The organism is Bacillus sp. MYb78 (assembly GCF_002975115.1).
Taxonomy (GTDB): domain Bacteria; phylum Bacillota; class Bacilli; order Bacillales; family Bacillaceae_G; genus Bacillus_A; species Bacillus_A cereus.
Genome location: NZ_PCOB01000027.1, coordinates 14,253 through 32,318, shown reverse-complemented (window position 1 = coordinate 32,318; position 18,066 = coordinate 14,253). Strand labels below are relative to the sequence as shown.

The following is an 18,066-nucleotide window of genomic DNA, read 5'->3' as shown; positions in this document are numbered from 1 at the left end:
ACGTCCCACTTTCTAAGCTTACATAAGTAGTTATACTCGAACAATTGATAAAAATCAATTATTCGCCTTTATTTTTTTTAATAATTTCTTCTGAAACAGACTTCGGTACTTCTTCATAATGATCAAATGTCATTGAGAATGTTCCGCGTCCTTGAGTGTTAGAACGTAATGCTGTCGCATAACCGAACATTTCAGAAAGTGGAACCATAGCGCGAACAACTTGTGCGTTACCGCGAGCTTCCATACCTTCTACACGTCCACGACGAGATGTTACGTCACCCATGATGTCTCCCATGTACTCTTCAGGAATTACAACTTCAACTTTCATCATTGGCTCAAGAATTACTGGGTTACATTTAGAAACCGCAGCTTTAAGTGCCATTGATGCAGCGATTTTGAACGCCATCTCAGATGAATCGACATCATGGTAAGAACCGTCAACTAATGCTGCTTTAATGTCAACTAGTGGATAACCAGCTAGTACACCATTTTTAAGTGAGTCTTCAAGACCCGCTCCAACAGCTGGGATGTATTCACGTGGAACTACACCGCCGACGATTTTGTTTTCGAATTCAAATCCTTTACCTTCTTCGTTAGGTGCAAACTCAATCCAAACGTGACCGAATTGTCCACGTCCACCAGATTGACGAGCAAACTTACCTTCAACTTTCGCAGCAGCGCGGAAAGTTTCACGGTATGCTACCTGAGGAGCACCAACGTTTGCTTCGACTTTGAATTCACGGCGCATACGGTCAACGATGATATCAAGGTGAAGTTCACCCATACCAGCGATGATAGTTTGGCCAGTTTCTTGGTCAGTGTGAGCACGGAATGTTGGATCTTCTTCAGAAAGCTTAGATAATGCTGTACCCATTTTATCTTGGTCAGCTTTAGATTTTGGTTCGATAGCTACAGAGATAACTGGCTCTGGGAATTCCATAGACTCAAGGATAACAAGGCTCTTCTCGTCACAAAGAGTATCACCAGTAGTAGTATCTTTTAAACCTACAGCAGCAGCGATATCACCAGCGTAAACTGTTGAAATCTCTTCACGGCTGTTAGCGTGCATTTGTAGGATACGTCCTACACGCTCACGCTTACCTTTAGTTGAGTTTTTCACGTATGATCCAGAGTTTAACACACCAGAGTACACACGGAAGAACGTTAACTTACCAACATAAGGGTCAGTCATGATTTTGAATGCTAAAGCTGCGAATGGTTCTTCATCGCTAGACTTACGTTCGATTTCTTCATCTGTATCCGGAAGAGTACCTTTAATAGCAGGTACATCTAATGGAGATGGTAGGTAGTCGATAACTGCGTCTAACAGAATTTGAACACCTTTGTTTTTGAATGCAGAACCACAGATTACTGGGAAGAATTCTACAGAAGTTGTAGCCTTACGGATACCAGCTTTAAGCTCTTCTACAGTGATTTCTTCACCTTCTAGGTACTTCATCATCATTTCTTCATCAAGCTCAGCTACCGCTTCAATAAGCTTTCCGCGGTATTCTTCAGCTAGTTCTTTGTGCTCTTCAGGAATTTCGACACGCTCGATGTCTGTTCCTAAATCGTTACCGTACATGTAAGCACACTCTTCAACAAGGTCAATGATACCATTGAACTCATCTTCAGCACCGATTGGTAACTGAATTGGATGTGCGTTTGCTTGTAAACGATCGTGGATTGTTCCTACAGAGTATAAGAAATCTGCACCGATCTTATCCATTTTGTTAACGAATACGATACGAGGTACACCGTAAGTAGTAGCCTGACGCCAAACAGTTTCTGTTTGTGGTTCTACACCAGATTGTGCATCAAGTACTGCTACCGCACCATCAAGTACGCGTAAAGAACGTTCTACTTCTACTGTGAAGTCTACGTGTCCTGGAGTGTCAATGATGTTTACACGGTGACCTTTCCATTGAGCTGTAGTTGCAGCAGAAGTAATTGTGATACCACGCTCTTGCTCTTGCTCCATCCAGTCCATCTGAGATGCACCTTCATGAGTTTCACCGATTTTATGAATACGTCCTGTGTAATACAGAATACGCTCAGTTGCTGTTGTTTTACCAGCATCGATGTGAGCCATGATACCAATATTACGAGTGTTTTCTAAAGAGAACTCTCTTGTCATTTGGTGTCTTGCTCCTTCCATATATGGATTGGATTTTTTATTTTAAGTAGCAAAAAAGCCACTTTATATTGTTACATATGCCAGTGTCCAGTACCCTCATTATGTAAAACGAGCGCCCAACGAAAGGGAGAGGCATTCTCCCTCTCCACACTTCCATAAGCGACAAATAAAGCGGTTTATGCATACATTTATTTTACGTTGAATCCTACCAACGGTAATGAGCAAATGCTTTGTTAGCTTCTGCCATTTTATGAGTGTCTTCACGTTTCTTAACAGATGCACCAGCGTTGTTAGCTGCATCTAAGATTTCGTAAGCTAGACGCTCTTCCATAGTTTTTTCACCACGAAGACGAGCATAGTTTACTAACCAGCGAAGACCTAAAGTTGTACGGCGTTCTGGACGAACCTCAACTGGAACTTGGTAGTTAGCACCACCAACACGACGAGCGCGTACTTCAAGAACAGGCATGATGTTCTTAAGAGCTTGCTCGAATACTTCCATTGGTTCTTTATCTGAACGTTCACGAACGATATCGAAAGCGTTATAAAGAATTGTTTGAGATTTACCTTTTTTACCGTCAACCATCATTTTGTTGATAAGGCGTGTTACTAGCTTAGAATTGTACATTGGATCTGGTAACACGTCACGTTTCGCAACAGGTCCTTTACGAGGCATATTGAGTTCCTCCTTTCATTATAAGTTTATTATTTTTTAGCAGGTTTTGGTCGCTTAGTACCATATTTAGAACGTCCTTGCATACGTTTGTCAACACCAGCTGTATCAAGCGCTCCACGAACGATGTGGTAACGTACCCCTGGTAAATCCTTTACTCGACCACCGCGAATTAATACTACGCTATGCTCTTGTAAGTTATGACCGATACCTGGGATGTAAGCTGTAACTTCAATACCGTTTGTTAAACGTACACGAGCGTATTTACGTAACGCTGAGTTAGGTTTCTTTGGAGTCATTGTACCAACACGAGTACATACACCACGTTTTTGAGGTGCAGAGATATCAGTTGATTTTTTCTTTAAAGAGTTAAATCCTTTGTTTAACGCAGGTGATTTAGATTTCCATACTTTATCAGTACGACCATTTCTCACTAATTGGTTAATAGTAGGCATTTGATTATCCTCCCTTCGCATGTTTGTATGACCACATATCCAGGTGGTTCATTATTAGTTGAAAACAAAGTTTTTGCAAGGAAGAGCAAATGCTCTCTCCTCACAAAAACAGTTTTAACTTATTATTCCTATTGCTGAAGCTCCCACTTGAATCCCCGAAACTTTTCCAAGCTTACGAACTGATTCAACCTTTGTTATGGGTATGTTATGTTGCAAAGCAGTGCGAATGATAATATGGGTTAACCGCACATCAGCATCTTCTGCAATAACAACTTCTTTAACTATACCATTTTTGATTGCTTCCAATGTGCGTTTATGACCAACGACTACATTTTCAGCATTTGACACTTTTTGATAAGACATATAAATATCCTCCAAAGCATCGTTCAGGAGCAACCTTGATTATAGTAACATTTTGACTCATACAATGTCAACTAGGATTAGATGTTTTTATACAAAATTTACGACGGAAAATTTTACTGTTCCACATAAATCTCATCGTTTTCTACATTCATGTTATCTTGTGTTGTTTTTACAAGATCCACTTTGCGATAACGATTCATACCTGTTCCAGCAGGAACAAGTTTACCGATAATAACGTTCTCTTTCAATCCTAGAAGCTCATCACGTTTACCTTTAATTGCTGCATCAGTTAAGACACGAGTTGTTTCTTGGAATGATGCTGCAGATAAGAATGAATCAGTTTCAAGTGAAGCTTTTGTAATACCAAGTAGAACAGGTCTAGCTGTCGCTGGTTGTTTACCTTTCAGTAACACCTTCGCATTCGCATCAGTAAACTGATGGATATCTAGTAATGTTCCTGGTAATACGTCTGTTTCACCTGCATCACTTACACGAACTTTACGTAGCATTTGACGTACCATTACCTCTACGTGTTTGTCACCAATTTCTACCCCTTGCATACGGTATACTTTTTGAACTTCACGTAATAAGTATTCTTGAACTGCTGTAATGTCCGTTACTTTTAGTAATTCTTTCGGATCAATAGAACCTTCTGTTAACTCTTTACCGTGGCTAATTGGCTGTCCTGGAGTTACTTTCAGACGAGCACCGTAAGGAATAGCATACGTACGAGCTTCAACTTCACCCTGTACAACTACTTCTTGGCGATCTTTAACATCGTTGATCGCTGCGATAACACCGTCGATTTCACTGATAACTGCCTGACCTTTCGGATTACGAGCTTCGAAGATCTCTTGGATACGAGGTAAACCTTGAGTGATATCATCTCCGGCAACCCCACCTGTATGGAATGTACGCATCGTTAACTGTGTACCTGGCTCACCGATAGATTGAGCTGCGATAATACCTACCGCTTCTCCTACTTCTACGTCTGTACCAGTTGCTAAGTTACGACCGTAACACTTCTTACATACACCATGGCGAGTGTTACACGTAAACGCTGAACGAATATTTACAGTTTCAACACCCGAATTTTCAACGATATGAGCGATATCTTCAGTAATTAATTGGTTTTCACTAACTAATACTTCACCTGTTTCAGGATGTTTTACAGTTTTTCTTGCAAAACGTCCAACAAGACGATCATATAATGACTCAATTACTTCATTACCCTCTTTAATCGCACCAATTAATAGACCACGATCTGTTCCACAATCATCTTCACGGACAATTACATCTTGTGCAACGTCTACAAGACGACGTGTTAAGTAACCAGAATCGGCAGTTTTAAGTGCTGTATCGGCAAGACCTTTACGCGCACCATGCGTAGAGATGAAGTACTCAAGTACTGTTAAACCTTCACGGAAACTCGATTTGATTGGAAGTTCGATGATACGACCAGATGGATTGGCCATCAGACCACGCATACCAGCAAGCTGAGTAAAGTTAGATGCGTTACCACGGGCACCTGAGTCACTCATCATGAAGATTGGATTGCGTTTATTCAAGGATTTCATCAGTTTTCCTTGGATAACATCTTTTGCATTACTCCAAATAGAGATAACGCGATCGTAACGTTCTTCTTCCGTGATTAAACCGCGACGGAATTGTTTAATTACATTATCTACTTTTGCTTGTGCTTCGTGGAGAATTTCATCTTTTTCGCCTAATACAAGAATGTCAGATACCCCAACTGTAATACCAGCTTTTGTAGAGTACTTGAACCCTAAGTTTTTCATACGGTCAAGCATGCGAGACGTTTCTGTAATTTGGAAACGTTTGAACACTTCCGCAATGATGTTACCAAGGATCTTCTTGCTAAATGGCGCCACTTCTTCGCGACTAGCAATAATTTCTTTAATGTTCGCACCTTTTTCAACGAAATATTCCGCTGGTGTTTCTTTTTCAAGGTTTGAGTTTGTCGGTTCATTAATATAAGGGAACGACTCTGGTAAGATTTCGTTAAATATTAATTTACCAACTGTTGTTAATAGAAGCTTACCTTTTTGCTCTTCAGTAAACGTTACGTTATTTACTGAACTTGCAGCAACTGCAATACGTGTGTGCAGATGTACATATCCATTTTGATATGCAAGTATTGCTTCGTTTGCATCTTTGAAGACCATACCTTCACCGATTGCGCCTTCACGCTCAAGTGTTAAGTAGTAGTTACCTAATACCATATCCTGAGATGGAGTAACAACTGGTTTTCCGTCTTTTGGATTCAAGATGTTTTGTGCCGCTAACATAAGAATACGAGCTTCTGCTTGTGCCTCTGATGATAACGGAACGTGAACCGCCATTTGGTCACCGTCAAAGTCCGCGTTGTATGCAGTACATACAAGTGGGTGAAGACGAATTGCGCGACCTTCTACTAATGTAGGTTCAAACGCCTGGATACCAAGACGGTGAAGTGTTGGTGCGCGGTTTAGAAGTACTGGATGTTCTTTAATCACAGATTCTAAAACGTCCCAAACTTCAGGGTGTACACGCTCAATTTTACGTTTCGCACTCTTAATGTTGTGTGCTAACCCTTTTCCAACTAACTCTTTCATAACAAAAGGTTTGAACAGTTCAAGCGCCATTTCTTTCGGTAATCCACATTGGTACATCTTTAAGTTCGGTCCTACAACGATTACAGAACGGCCAGAGTAGTCAACACGTTTACCTAATAAGTTTTGACGGAAACGTCCTTGTTTACCTTTAAGCATGTGAGATAATGATTTTAATGGACGGTTACCTGGTCCAGTTACTGGACGGCCACGACGACCATTATCAATTAATGCATCTACAGCTTCTTGTAACATACGTTTTTCGTTTTGAACGATGATGCTTGGAGCACCTAGGTCCAATAGACGTTTTAAACGGTTGTTACGGTTAATTACACGACGATATAAGTCGTTTAAGTCAGAAGTAGCAAAACGTCCACCATCTAACTGTACCATTGGGCGTAGTTCTGGTGGGATAACTGGTAGAACATCTAAGATCATCCAAGATGGTTCATTTCCAGAGTTACGGAATGCTTCTAATACTTCTAGACGTTTAATAGCACGAGTACGGCGTTGTCCTTGTGCTGTTTTTAATTCTTCTTTTAAGAAGTCTACTTCTTTATCTAAATCAATGTCTTGTAGTAGCTTTTTAATCGCTTCTGCACCCATAGCAGCTTGGAATGTGCTACCATATCGATCACGATATGCACGGTATTCTTTTTCAGAAAGTAATTGCTTCTTATCAAGTGGTGTATCTCCACTTTCTGTTACAACATAAGAAGCGAAATAAATTACTTCTTCAAGCGCGCGAGGGGACATGTCTAAGACAAGTCCCATGCGGCTCGGGATACCTTTGAAATACCAAATATGAGATACAGGAGCAGCTAATTCAATATGACCCATACGTTCACGACGTACTTTTGCACGCGTTACTTCAACGCCACATCGATCACAAACTACACCTTTATAACGTACACGTTTGTATTTTCCGCAATGACATTCCCAGTCCTTTTGTGGTCCGAAAATACGCTCACAGAACAAGCCATCTTTTTCAGGCTTTAACGTACGATAGTTAATAGTTTCTGGTTTCTTAACTTCACCGTATGACCAAGAACGAATCTTGTCAGGTGAAGCAAGTCCAATCTTCATATATTCAAAGTTATTTACATCTATCAAGGGGCCTACCTCCCTTTTAGTCTACAGGTTATCCCAATTATTCCTTAGTTGTCTCAACTTCGACATTCAATTTATCTGCTGATTGATGATCATCGTCATCTTCTGTATCACGCATTTCAATTTCTGTATCGTCGCTAGACATCATTTTAACGTCCATACCTAAACTTTGCAGCTCTTTAATCAATACTTTGAATGATTCAGGAACGCCTGGTTCTGGAACATTTTCGCCTTTAACAATTGCTTCATAAGTCTTAACACGTCCAACAACATCATCAGACTTCACTGTTAAGATTTCTTGAAGAGTATAAGCAGCACCGTAAGCTTCAAGTGCCCAAACCTCCATCTCACCGAAACGCTGTCCACCGAACTGAGCTTTACCTCCAAGAGGTTGCTGCGTTACAAGTGAGTATGGTCCAGTAGAACGAGCATGAAGTTTATCGTCAACCATGTGCGCAAGTTTGATCATATACATGACACCAACAGATACGCGGTTATCGAATGGTTCACCAGTACGTCCGTCATACAGGATTGTTTTCGCGTCATTTGCCATACCAGCTTCTTCAATTGTGCCCCAAACATCTTCCTCACGAGCACCATCAAATACTGGTGTTGCAATGTGAATGCCCAGGTATCTTGCTGCCATACCAAGATGAAGCTCTAATACCTGACCGATATTCATACGAGATGGTACCCCTAATGGGTTTAACATGATATCGATTGGCGTACCGTCTGGTAAGTAAGGCATATCTTCTTCTGGTAAAATACGAGAAATAACACCTTTGTTACCGTGACGTCCGGCCATCTTGTCACCTTCAGAAATTTTACGTTTTTGAACGATATATGCACGTACAAGTTGATTCACGCCTGGTGGCAATTCATCGCCATCTTCACGGTTGAATACTTTTACGTCTAAGATAATACCGCCACCACCGTGTGGTACACGTAGTGATGTATCACGTACTTCACGCGCTTTTTCTCCAAAGATAGCATGTAATAGACGTTCTTCAGCTGTTAATTCTGTTACACCTTTAGGTGTTACTTTACCAACAAGTAAATCTCCATCTTTTACTTCAGCACCAACGCGAATGATACCGCGCTCGTCAAGGTTACGTAATGCGTCTTCCCCAACGTTTGGAATGTCACGTGTAATTTCTTCTGGTCCAAGCTTCGTATCACGAGCTTCTGATTCATATTCTTCAATATGAATAGAAGTGTACACATCATCTTTTACAAGGCGCTCACTCATGATGATCGCATCCTCGTAGTTATAACCGTCCCAAGTCATGAAGCCAACAAGCACGTTACGTCCAAGTGCTAGTTCACCTAATTCCATAGAAGGACCATCCGCAAGGATTTCACCTTTTACAACTTCATTTCCAACACTTACGATTGGACGTTGGTTGTAACAAGTTCCTTGGTTAGAACGAATGAATTTTTGCATTTTGTAGCGATCTAAGTCGCCTTTTACTGTTTGACCGTCAACTTCTACATAGCGACGTACCCAAACTTCACGTGCTTCTACGCGCTCAACAACACCAGGATGTTTACAGATTACTGCAGCACCTGAGTCTTTTGCTGATACGTACTCCATACCTGTACCTACAATCGGAGATTCCGGATTCATTAACGGAACCGCCTGACGTTGCATGTTCGCTCCCATAAGTGCGCGGTTAGAGTCATCGTTTTCTAAGAACGGAATACAAGCTGTCGCTGCCGACACTACTTGTTTTGGAGATACATCCATGTAGTCGATGCGTTCTCTATTTGTGACAATGTTTTCACCACGGAAACGAGCTACGATATCTTCACTTAGGAATTCACCTTCATCAGATAATTTCATATTCGCTTGGGCTACAACATAGTTATCTTCTTCATCTGCTGTTAAATAATCAACATGCCCTGTTACAAGACCAGTTTCTGGGTCAACACGACGATATGGTGTTTCAATGAAACCAAACTCATTTACTTTCGCGAACGAAGATAATGAGTTAATCAAACCGATGTTTGGTCCCTCTGGTGTTTCAATCGGACACATACGACCGTAGTGGGAGTAATGAACGTCACGTACTTCAAAGCCTGCGCGCTCACGCGTTAAACCACCAGGTCCTAATGCAGATAGTCTTCGTTTGTGAGTTAACTCTGCTAATGGATTTGTTTGGTCCATGAACTGAGATAACTGAGAACTTCCGAAGAACTCTTTAATAGATGCAATAACAGGACGAATATTAATTAGCGCCTGTGGTGTAATTGCATTTGTATCTTGGATCGACATTCTCTCACGAACAACACGTTCCATACGAGAAAGACCGATACGGAATTGATTTTGTAATAGTTCTCCAACAGAACGCAGACGACGGTTTCCTAAATGGTCAATATCATCTGTATCCCCTACTTTGTATAGTAGGTTGAAGAAGTAACTGATAGAAGCAAGGATATCACCTGGTGTGATGTGTTTCACATCACGAGTAATATTTGCATTACCAATTACATTAATTACACGTTCGCCTTCCGACTCAGGAGCATAAATCTTAATAGATTGCAGCTCAACATCGCCTTCTACCACTCCACCCATTGGTTTCGCTGTTTTGAATCCAATGTTTTTCTCTAAGTAAGGTAAAATGCGATCAAGTGTACGACGATCTAAGATTGTTCCTTCTGCCGCTAAAATTTCACCAGTTTCTGGATCCACTAATGTTTCAGCTAAACGTTGATTAAACAATCTGTTTTTAATGTGTAACTTCTTGTTGATCTTATAGCGACCTACATTTGCTAAATCGTAGCGCTTTGGATCGAAGAAACGAGACACAAGTAAGCTCTTAGCATTTTCTACTGTTGGTGGTTCACCAGGACGTAGACGCTCATAAATTTCAAGCAATGCTTTTTCTGTACTATCTGTGTTGTCTTTTTCTAATGTGTTGCTTAAGTATTCGTTATCACCTAAAAGCTCGGTGATTTCTTGATCAGAGCCAAACCCTAATGCGCGTAACAAAACAGTTACAGGAAGTTTACGCGTACGGTCAATACGCACATATACAACATCCTTAGCATCTGTCTCATACTCTAACCAAGCTCCGCGGTTTGGAATTACAGTAGCAGTAAAACCACGTTTTCCGTTTTTATCCACTTTGCCACTATAGTATACGCTTGGAGAGCGAACTAACTGGGAAACGATAACACGTTCTGCACCGTTAATTACGAATGTTCCAGTCTCTGTCATGAGTGGGAAATCTCCCATGAACACATCTTGTTCTTTTACTTCACCAGTTTCCTTGTTGATTAGACGCACTTTTACACGAAGTGGTGCTGCATACGTCACATCACGCTCTTTGCATTCGTCTACAGAGTATTTAGGTTCACCTAAGCTGTAGTCGATAAATTCAAGCGATAGATTTCCCGTAAAGTCTTCAATCGGAGAAATGTCTTGGAACATTTCTCGCAAACCCTCATCAAGAAACCACTGATAAGAAGAGGTTTGAATTTCGATAAGATTTGGTAACTCTAATACTTCACTAATACGGGCATAACTTCTTCGTTGGCGGTGGCGTCCGTATTGAACTAGTTGACCTGTCAACTGCTTCACCCCTCAAATCATGAGTATTATAAATGCACAAAAAAATTTGTGCAAAATCACAAATAAATACAACTACTGCTATTAGCGTAGTCTTTTTCTCTTAAAGATAAATACGTTGAGTCTTTCTACCTGCTCAAAAAAGAAAAATGGCTTCTATAAGAAAACCATCATTCTGTTTCATAATCTGCTGATTTTACTATCTTTTCCAAGAGAAACAAAAATATACATCTTTCTCAACGCAGAAAATCATATATTGGCATTGTATAATGTTAACATAGCCAAAAATAACCGTCAACGTTTTTTTGATTTTATGATATAATATCCTTTTTTCTTTTCTACAATCTCAACTTCAGAAAATACTTCTTCTAGTTTTTTCAGCGCAGATGGTGCACCTTGCTTCTTTTGAATAACAATCCAAAGTTCTCCACCTGGAACTAAATACTCCACAGCTTTTTCTAAAATCTCATGTACGATATCTTTACCCGCACGAATTGGAGGGTTAGATAGAATAGCAGCATACTCGCCATCTACATTTTCATAGACGCTACTTTGAAAAATACGTATATTCTCGATTCTGTTATTAGCGGCATTTTCTTTCGCAAGCCCAAGCGCCCTTTCATTCACATCCACCATGTGAACTTCACAACCTTGAAACTCTTTCGCTAACGACAAACCAATAGGACCGTATCCACAACCTACGTCTAATATATCACCTTTAATATCCGGCATTTGAAACGCTTCAATTAAAAGACGAGAACCAAAGTCCACCTCGTTTTTCGAAAACACCCCATGGTCAGATAAAAAAGTAAATTGAGATCCACGAAGTGGAAATTCCCATCGTTTACGATCACTTTTACTAGAAGGGTCGTTAGAAAAATAATGGTCTGCCATATGGCCACCTCTTTTCTTTACAGTTAAAAAAAAAGCTCGCATGAGAGCGAGCTTTTTTTAAAGCATCAAAAGTTAATTACTTAACTTCTACAGCAGCGCCAACTTCTTCAAGTTTAGCTTTCATTTCTTCAGCTTCCTCTTTAGAAACGCCTTCTTTGATTGCTTTTGGAGTGTTGTCAACTAATTCTTTAGCTTCTTTTAAGCCAAGACCAGTGATTTCACGTACAGCTTTGATAACTTTGATTTTTTGAGCGCCAGCACTTGCAAGTACTACGTCAAACTCAGTTTTTTCAGCAGCAGCTTCACCAGCGCCACCAGCTACAGCTACAGGAGCAGCAGCAGTTACGCCGAATTCTTCCTCGATAGCTTTTACTAAGTCGTTAAGTTCTAATACAGTCATAGATTTAACTGCTTCAATGATTTGTTCTTTAGTCATTGTAAATATCCTCCCTTAAATAGGTTTGTATTGTTTTATAGATAACAAGTAATTATCTTTTAAAAAATTAAGCGCCTTGCTCTTCCTTTTGTTCTGCAACTGCTTTAGTAGCAAGTGCAAGGTTACGGATTGGAGCTTGAAGAACGCTAAGAAGCATAGAAAGTAAGCCTTCACGTGATGGAAGAGTAGCGATTGCTTTAACCTCATCAAGTGTTACAAGTTTACCTTCGATTACGCCCGCTTTAATTTCTAAAGCTTCATGTTTTGTAGCGAAGTCGTTTAATACTTTCGCAGGAGCAACTACATCCTCGTTACTGAACGCGATTGCGTTTGGTCCTGTTAAGAATTCGTTTAACTCAGCCATTTCAGCAGATTCTGCAGCACGACGAGTTAGAGAGTTTTTGTAAACTTTGAACTCAACGCCAGCTTCACGTAATTGCTTACGTAATTCTGTTGCTTCAGAAACTGTTAAACCACGGTAGTCAACAACAATTGTAGATTTACTAGCACGAAGTTTGTCCGCGATTTCAGTTACAACTTGTTGTTTAGTTTCGATTACTTTGCTCATGTTATTACACCTCCTGTAGATTATATAGAAGATGTACCGAAAGTGCACTAAAAACCTCCATGCCCAACTTGTAGACATGGAGGCATATAGTCACAGAAAAAAATTCCGTTTCGTATATTAACACCTAGGTAGGAAATTAAGTCTATTGACACCTACTGTCTACGGTACACTATTTAAATTCACAACATAAATGATTATATTAAATCTTCTTTATGAAGTCAACTTCCAATTTTTACGCTAATGTAGAAACGTCTACGCGTACGCCAGGTCCCATTGTAGAAGCAACTGTTACGTTCTTCATGTAAGTACCTTTTGCAGCAGATGGCTTAACTTTTAATAAAGTGTCAGCGATTGTTTTGAAGTTTTCTACTAATTTAGCATCTTCGAAAGATACTTTACCGATTGGAACATGGATGTTACCAGCTTTATCAACGCGGTATTCAACTTTACCAGCTTTGATTTCGTTAACAGCTTTAGTTACATCGAAAGTAACTGTTCCAGTTTTAGGGTTTGGCATTAAACCTTTAGGTCCTAATACGCGACCAAGTTTACCAACTTCACCCATCATGTCAGGAGTTGCTACTACTACATCGAAATCGAACCAACCTTGTTGGATTTTACCGATGTAATCAGTATCGCCTACGAAGTCAGCGCCAGCAGCTTCAGCTTCTTTAGCTTTTTCACCTTTAGCGAACACTAATACACGTTGTACTTTACCAGTACCGTGCGGAAGAACAACTGCACCACGGATTTGTTGGTCAGCTTTCTTAGGGTCAACACCTAAACGGAATGCAGCTTCTACAGTTGCATCAAATTTAGCTGTGTTTGTTTTCTTTACTAATTCTACTGCTTCTGTTGCAGAGTAAGCAGATGCACGATCAACAAGCTTTGCAGCTTCTACGTACTTTTTACCTCTTTTAGCCATTTTTATTTCCTCCTCGAATGTGGTTTTAGCGGAATAACCTCCCACGTTTACGCCTGTTTTCAGGTATAACCTGAGGATGAGCGCCATCCATTTATTTAAAAACAATAATCATTTACGATAATAAAGGTTGCGAATTGGAATTCCAGACCCGCAACCTTTTTTAAAAACAAATCGAATTAGTCTTCGATAACGATGCCCATACTGCGTGCAGTACCTTCAACCATACGCATTGCAGCTTCTACGCTAGCAGCGTTTAGGTCAGGCATTTTAGTTTCAGCGATTTCGCGTACTTTATCACGCTTAACAGTTGCCACTTTATTACGGTTTGGTTCACCAGAACCAGACTCAATACCAGCTACTTTCTTAAGAAGAACAGCAGCAGGAGGAGTTTTAGTAATGAAAGTGAATGAACGGTCCTCAAATACCGTAATTTCAACAGGGATGATAAGACCAGCTTGATCTGCTGTACGAGCGTTAAACTCTTTACAGAAGCCCATGATGTTAACACCTGCTTGTCCTAATGCTGGACCAACTGGTGGAGCTGGGTTAGCTTTACCTGCAGGAATTTGAAGCTTTACCATTTTAATTACCTTTTTAGCCACGAGACACACCTCCTTAAGTCCGTGATGTGGTCAATTGGACAGTGATTTGCCCTCCCACGTCATATTTTATCTGTAAGGATAAAATCTTTCAAAAAACGTCTCCGATAACGAAGACGTACTGACTTAAAAGATATTATCACTTTTTACAATTCATTTCAAGTTTCATTTTATAATTTTTCAATTTGATGGAAGTCAAGTTCAACTGGAGTCTCGCGACCAAACATGTCCACAAGTACGCTAACCTTTTTCTTCTCCACATCAATTTCTTCAATAGCACCTGTATAATCTGCGAATGGCCCCTCATTTACACGTACTGTCTCATGAAGTTCAAAGTCGAAATCAACCACTTCGTTGTCCATTCCCATATGTTTCATAATGGTAACAACTTCCTCTTCTAATAGAGGTGATGGTTTAGATCCAGAACCAGAAGAACCAACGAACCCAGTTACACCCGGCGTGTTACGTACAACATACCAAGAATCATCAGTCATGATTAATTCTACTAATACATAACCTGGGAACACTTTTCTTTTCATTAATTTTTCTTTTCCGTTTTTCATTTCTACTTCTACTTCTTCCGGGACAACAACACGGAAAATTTTATCTTGCATACCCATTGATTCTACACGCTTCTCTAGGTTTGCTTTTACTTTATTTTCATATCCAGAATAAGTATGGACAACATACCAACTTTTTTCCATTCATTTAGGACGAGCGTCCTTCCCTCCCTGACGTACATTTTTTTGCGCAAATGAAAAAACCCGTTCACCGGGCTTTTACACAGTTCTTATAAATAACATTATATCATGGATAAGTGCTTCTTATTCAAGAATTAACCAAGAATTAACCGAATTAAAGAAGAAATGCCCATATCAACTACTGCGAAGAAAATCGCAAAGAACACAACTGTAGCAACAACAGTCGCTGTTGAGCGGAGTAATTCATCTTTTTTAGGCCAACTTACTTTTTTCATTTCGCGACCTACATCGCCGAAAAAGTTCGTTAAACGCATCTGCGGGACCTCCAGTGTATTATTTCAATTATTTATTTTGTTTCCTTGTGAACTGTATGCTGATTGCATGTTTTACAAAACTTTTTTATTTCAAGTCGCTCTATTGAGCTCGTATCTTTCATAGTAGAGTAGTTTCGATTTTTACACTCTTCACATGAGAGTACAACTTTTTTCCTCATTAGTTACACCAACCTTGTAACATTATGTCCCTAAAAATGTATCATACAATAAAAGACAATGTCAATGACATGCATTTTGTACTGTCTACAAAAGAAAACAGGTGATTTATTTTACACCTGTTGCACTTGTTATTTGTTATGAATTTAAAGTTGTACTTTCTCGCATTTCCATATATCGTTCCAATTTCCTCTTCACCCGCTGTAAAGCGTTATCAATAGATTTCACATGTCTGTTTAACTGTTCTGAAATCTCTTGATAAGAACGCCCATCTAGATATAAAGAAAGTACTTTTCTTTCTAAATCGCTTAATAATTCTGATATTTTTGATTCTATGTCTGTATATTCTTCTTGGCTAATAATCATCTCTTCAGGATCAGTTACCTTCGCTTCAGAAATAACATCCAATAATGTTCGATCAGATTCCTCATCGTAAATCGGCTTATCTAAAGACACATACGAATTTAAGGGAATATGTTTTTGCCTTGTTGCCGTTTTAATAGCGGTAATAATTTGTCGAGTGATACACAGTTCAGCAAATGCTTTGAATGAAGACAGCTTGTCCTCTTTATAATCACGAATTGCTTTAAACAATCCTATCATACCTTCTTGAACAATATCTTCTCGATCGGCACCCACTAAAAAGTAAGATCTTGATTTCGCGCGAACAAAGTTCTTATATTTGTGAATTAAATATTCTAGAGCGTCAGTATTACCTTTTCGAACTAACTCAACGATTGCCTCATCCTCTAAATCACGAAATGTAACGTCGCCTACACTTACGAAGCCTGCTTCCACCTTGATCCCTCCGACCGCTATTTATTTAGCAATATTATACAGTAAAAAGACAAAGAGCGTCAATGCTTCAACGCTCTCCTCTTCTTAATTTTTCTAATTTTTCTGTAATATCTTTACTAAATATCTTTCGCATGGCGGGTTGCTGTTCTTTCGTGTCTTTTGTACGCCTTCTTACTTGTTGCTCCATTGCCTGTACTTCCAACTCTAATTCACGCGCAGATTTCCGAAGGGCACCTTGCGCAAATATAACCCATTGTTCCGTGTAATCAGAAGTCGCAACATATATTCGTGTATTTATATTTCTAAGCTCTATCGCAAGTTGCTCTATCTTTTCGTCTGCAGTTTGATTCTTTCGTGTGAATATTACTTCCACACGAGATTGTTTCATCTTTTTTTCAATACCATGTACTGTATAGGCATCAAAGACTATCATCACTTTTGTACCTGTATAACCTTGATAATCCGCCATCTTATCAATAAGTGCATCTCTTGATGATTGTAAATCTACATCCCGCAGTTTCTTCAAATCTCCCCAAGCTCCGATAATGTTGTAACCGTCAACGATTAAAATATCGTTCATCTTTTATTTACCAATTTCGTGACGTTTACGATATACCTCATACATTAACAAACTTGCGGCTACGGAAGCATTTAAGGATGTAACTTTACCAACCATCGGTAGAGTGATTAGGAAATCACACTTTTCACCAATAATACGACTCATACCTTTTCCTTCACTACCAATTACTAACCCAATTGGCATTTTACCATCTAAATTACGGTAATCCGTTTTCCCTTTGGCATCTGTACCAGCAATCCAAAGTCCACGTTCTTTTAATTCATCAATTGTACGGGATAAGTTCGTTACGCGCGCAACAGGAATGTATTCAATCGCTCCTGTTGATGCTTTCGCAACTGACGCTGTAAGCCCCACAGCCCTTCTCTTTGGAATAATAATTCCATGAGCTCCTGTCGCATCAGCAGTACGCATAATAGAACCTAGGTTATGGGGATCTTCAATCTCATCTAAAATTAAGAAGAATGGATCTTCATTACGTTTTTCTGCCACTTTGAATAACTCTTCTAACTCCGCATACTGATATGCAGCTACTTGAGCAATTACACCTTGATGATTACCCTCAACTAATTGATCTAACTTTTTCTTTGGTGCATGTTGTAAAATAACCTTATTTTCTTTCGCTAACGCTAGTACAATCTGTACTTGTCCTTTGGCAGCACCTTCTGCGATCCAAATTTTATTTATATCTCTCCCTGATCGTAACGCCTCAATTACAGGGTTACGTCCGATAATATATTCACTACTCATGATGATGTGCCCCCTTCCTTTTCTTCTAAAACTGCAATTGCCTTATATACAATTTCGTCTAATCTTTCACGGTTATTTAATAAATGATGATAACCAATTAGCGCTTCAAAGGCTGTACTATGTCGATATGTTTGTACATCCGTATTTTTTGGAACTGTACCTGAATTTGCATTACGTCCTCTTCTTAATACCGCCTCTTCTTCCTCTGTCAAAAACGCCGTCTCTAATAAATGATAAACAACTTTCGCCTGTGCTTTTGCTGAAACAAAGCTCGTCCCTAATCGATGTAATTGATTAGGGCGAACTTTCCCTTTTTGAAGTAGGTGATAGCGGATATATTGTTCATATACCGCATCACCCATGTATGCTAACGCTAAGCTGTTTAATTGCTTTGCATCAATCATTC

At 39.6% G+C, this 18,066-nt stretch carries 18 protein-coding genes and 1 other annotated feature; all 18 genes read right to left on the bottom strand.

The annotated features are described in order from the left end of the window. Positions 1-58: 58 nt before the first annotated feature. The gene (gene fusA, locus CQ064_RS29340; protein WP_000196383.1) at positions 59-2,137 is read right to left on the bottom strand and encodes an elongation factor G; all 2,079 of its coding nucleotides are present in this window, start codon (positions 2,135-2,137) and stop codon (positions 59-61) included. Positions 2,138-2,342: 205 nt separating this feature from the next. Continuing rightward, on the bottom strand, positions 2,343-2,813 hold the full coding sequence (gene rpsG / locus CQ064_RS29335) for a 30S ribosomal protein S7 (protein ID WP_001137492.1): 471 nt from the start codon (positions 2,811-2,813) through the stop codon (positions 2,343-2,345). A 29-nt stretch (positions 2,814-2,842) separates the two neighbouring features. Beyond that, entirely contained in the window at positions 2,843-3,265 is a 423-nt protein-coding gene (rpsL, locus tag CQ064_RS29330; RefSeq protein WP_001142341.1) for a 30S ribosomal protein S12, read from the bottom strand. A 114-nt stretch (positions 3,266-3,379) separates the two neighbouring features. Next, complete coding sequence (locus CQ064_RS29325; protein WP_000121831.1) at positions 3,380-3,628, bottom strand: 50S ribosomal protein L7ae-like protein; 249 nt, start codon at positions 3,626-3,628, stop codon at positions 3,380-3,382. A gap of 113 nt (positions 3,629-3,741) precedes the next feature. Further along, positions 3,742-7,353: a DNA-directed RNA polymerase subunit beta' gene (rpoC, locus tag CQ064_RS29320; protein ID WP_000567942.1), complete on the bottom strand. Its 3,612-nt coding sequence runs from the start codon at positions 7,351-7,353 to the stop codon at positions 3,742-3,744. A 37-nt stretch (positions 7,354-7,390) separates the two neighbouring features. Then, entirely contained in the window at positions 7,391-10,924 is a 3,534-nt protein-coding gene (gene rpoB, locus CQ064_RS29315; RefSeq protein WP_000147553.1) for a DNA-directed RNA polymerase subunit beta, read from the bottom strand. Between the two features lie 291 nt (positions 10,925-11,215). Further along, on the bottom strand, positions 11,216-11,815 hold the full coding sequence (locus CQ064_RS29310) for a class I SAM-dependent methyltransferase (RefSeq protein ID WP_000763269.1): 600 nt from the start codon (positions 11,813-11,815) through the stop codon (positions 11,216-11,218). Positions 11,816-11,891: 76 nt separating this feature from the next. Beyond that, positions 11,892-12,251, bottom strand: coding sequence for a 50S ribosomal protein L7/L12 (rplL, locus tag CQ064_RS29305; RefSeq protein WP_000159737.1), 360 nt, complete (start codon positions 12,249-12,251; stop codon positions 11,892-11,894). A gap of 67 nt (positions 12,252-12,318) precedes the next feature. After that, positions 12,319-12,819 carry a 50S ribosomal protein L10 gene (rplJ, locus tag CQ064_RS29300; protein ID WP_000048718.1) on the bottom strand — a complete coding sequence of 167 codons (501 nt, stop codon included), beginning with the start codon at positions 12,817-12,819 and terminating at the stop codon, positions 12,319-12,321. A gap of 39 nt (positions 12,820-12,858) precedes the next feature. Beyond that, positions 12,859-13,002 (bottom strand) — a sequence feature (ribosomal protein L10 leader region). A 49-nt stretch (positions 13,003-13,051) separates the two neighbouring features. Then, positions 13,052-13,744 (bottom strand): 50S ribosomal protein L1, encoded by a 693-nt coding sequence (gene rplA / locus CQ064_RS29295; protein WP_002094239.1) that lies wholly within the window; start codon positions 13,742-13,744, stop codon positions 13,052-13,054. Between the two features lie 176 nt (positions 13,745-13,920). Beyond that, positions 13,921-14,346 (bottom strand): 50S ribosomal protein L11, encoded by a 426-nt coding sequence (gene rplK / locus CQ064_RS29290; protein WP_001085872.1) that lies wholly within the window; start codon positions 14,344-14,346, stop codon positions 13,921-13,923. A 167-nt stretch (positions 14,347-14,513) separates the two neighbouring features. Next, positions 14,514-15,047 (bottom strand): transcription termination/antitermination protein NusG, encoded by a 534-nt coding sequence (gene nusG / locus CQ064_RS29285; protein ID WP_000415794.1) that lies wholly within the window; start codon positions 15,045-15,047, stop codon positions 14,514-14,516. Between the two features lie 131 nt (positions 15,048-15,178). Then, positions 15,179-15,358: a preprotein translocase subunit SecE gene (gene secE / locus CQ064_RS29280; RefSeq protein WP_001241323.1), complete on the bottom strand. Its 180-nt coding sequence runs from the start codon at positions 15,356-15,358 to the stop codon at positions 15,179-15,181. Positions 15,359-15,390: 32 nt separating this feature from the next. Beyond that, positions 15,391-15,537, bottom strand: coding sequence for a 50S ribosomal protein L33 (gene rpmG / locus CQ064_RS29275; RefSeq protein WP_014481927.1), 147 nt, complete (start codon positions 15,535-15,537; stop codon positions 15,391-15,393). A 136-nt stretch (positions 15,538-15,673) separates the two neighbouring features. Then, the gene (locus CQ064_RS29270; protein ID WP_000387198.1) at positions 15,674-16,333 is read right to left on the bottom strand and encodes an RNA polymerase factor sigma-70; all 660 of its coding nucleotides are present in this window, start codon (positions 16,331-16,333) and stop codon (positions 15,674-15,676) included. A 67-nt stretch (positions 16,334-16,400) separates the two neighbouring features. After that, positions 16,401-16,913, bottom strand: coding sequence for an NYN domain-containing protein (locus CQ064_RS29265; RefSeq protein WP_000997887.1), 513 nt, complete (start codon positions 16,911-16,913; stop codon positions 16,401-16,403). 3 nt (positions 16,914-16,916) lie between these two features. Then, entirely contained in the window at positions 16,917-17,660 is a 744-nt protein-coding gene (rlmB, locus tag CQ064_RS29260) for a 23S rRNA (guanosine(2251)-2'-O)-methyltransferase RlmB (protein ID WP_000093765.1), read from the bottom strand. Further along, the gene (locus CQ064_RS29255) at positions 17,657-18,064 is read right to left on the bottom strand and encodes a Mini-ribonuclease 3 (protein WP_000564261.1); all 408 of its coding nucleotides are present in this window, start codon (positions 18,062-18,064) and stop codon (positions 17,657-17,659) included. The genes rlmB and CQ064_RS29255 overlap by 4 nt, the downstream gene beginning before the upstream one ends. Positions 18,065-18,066: the final 2 nt, after the last annotated feature.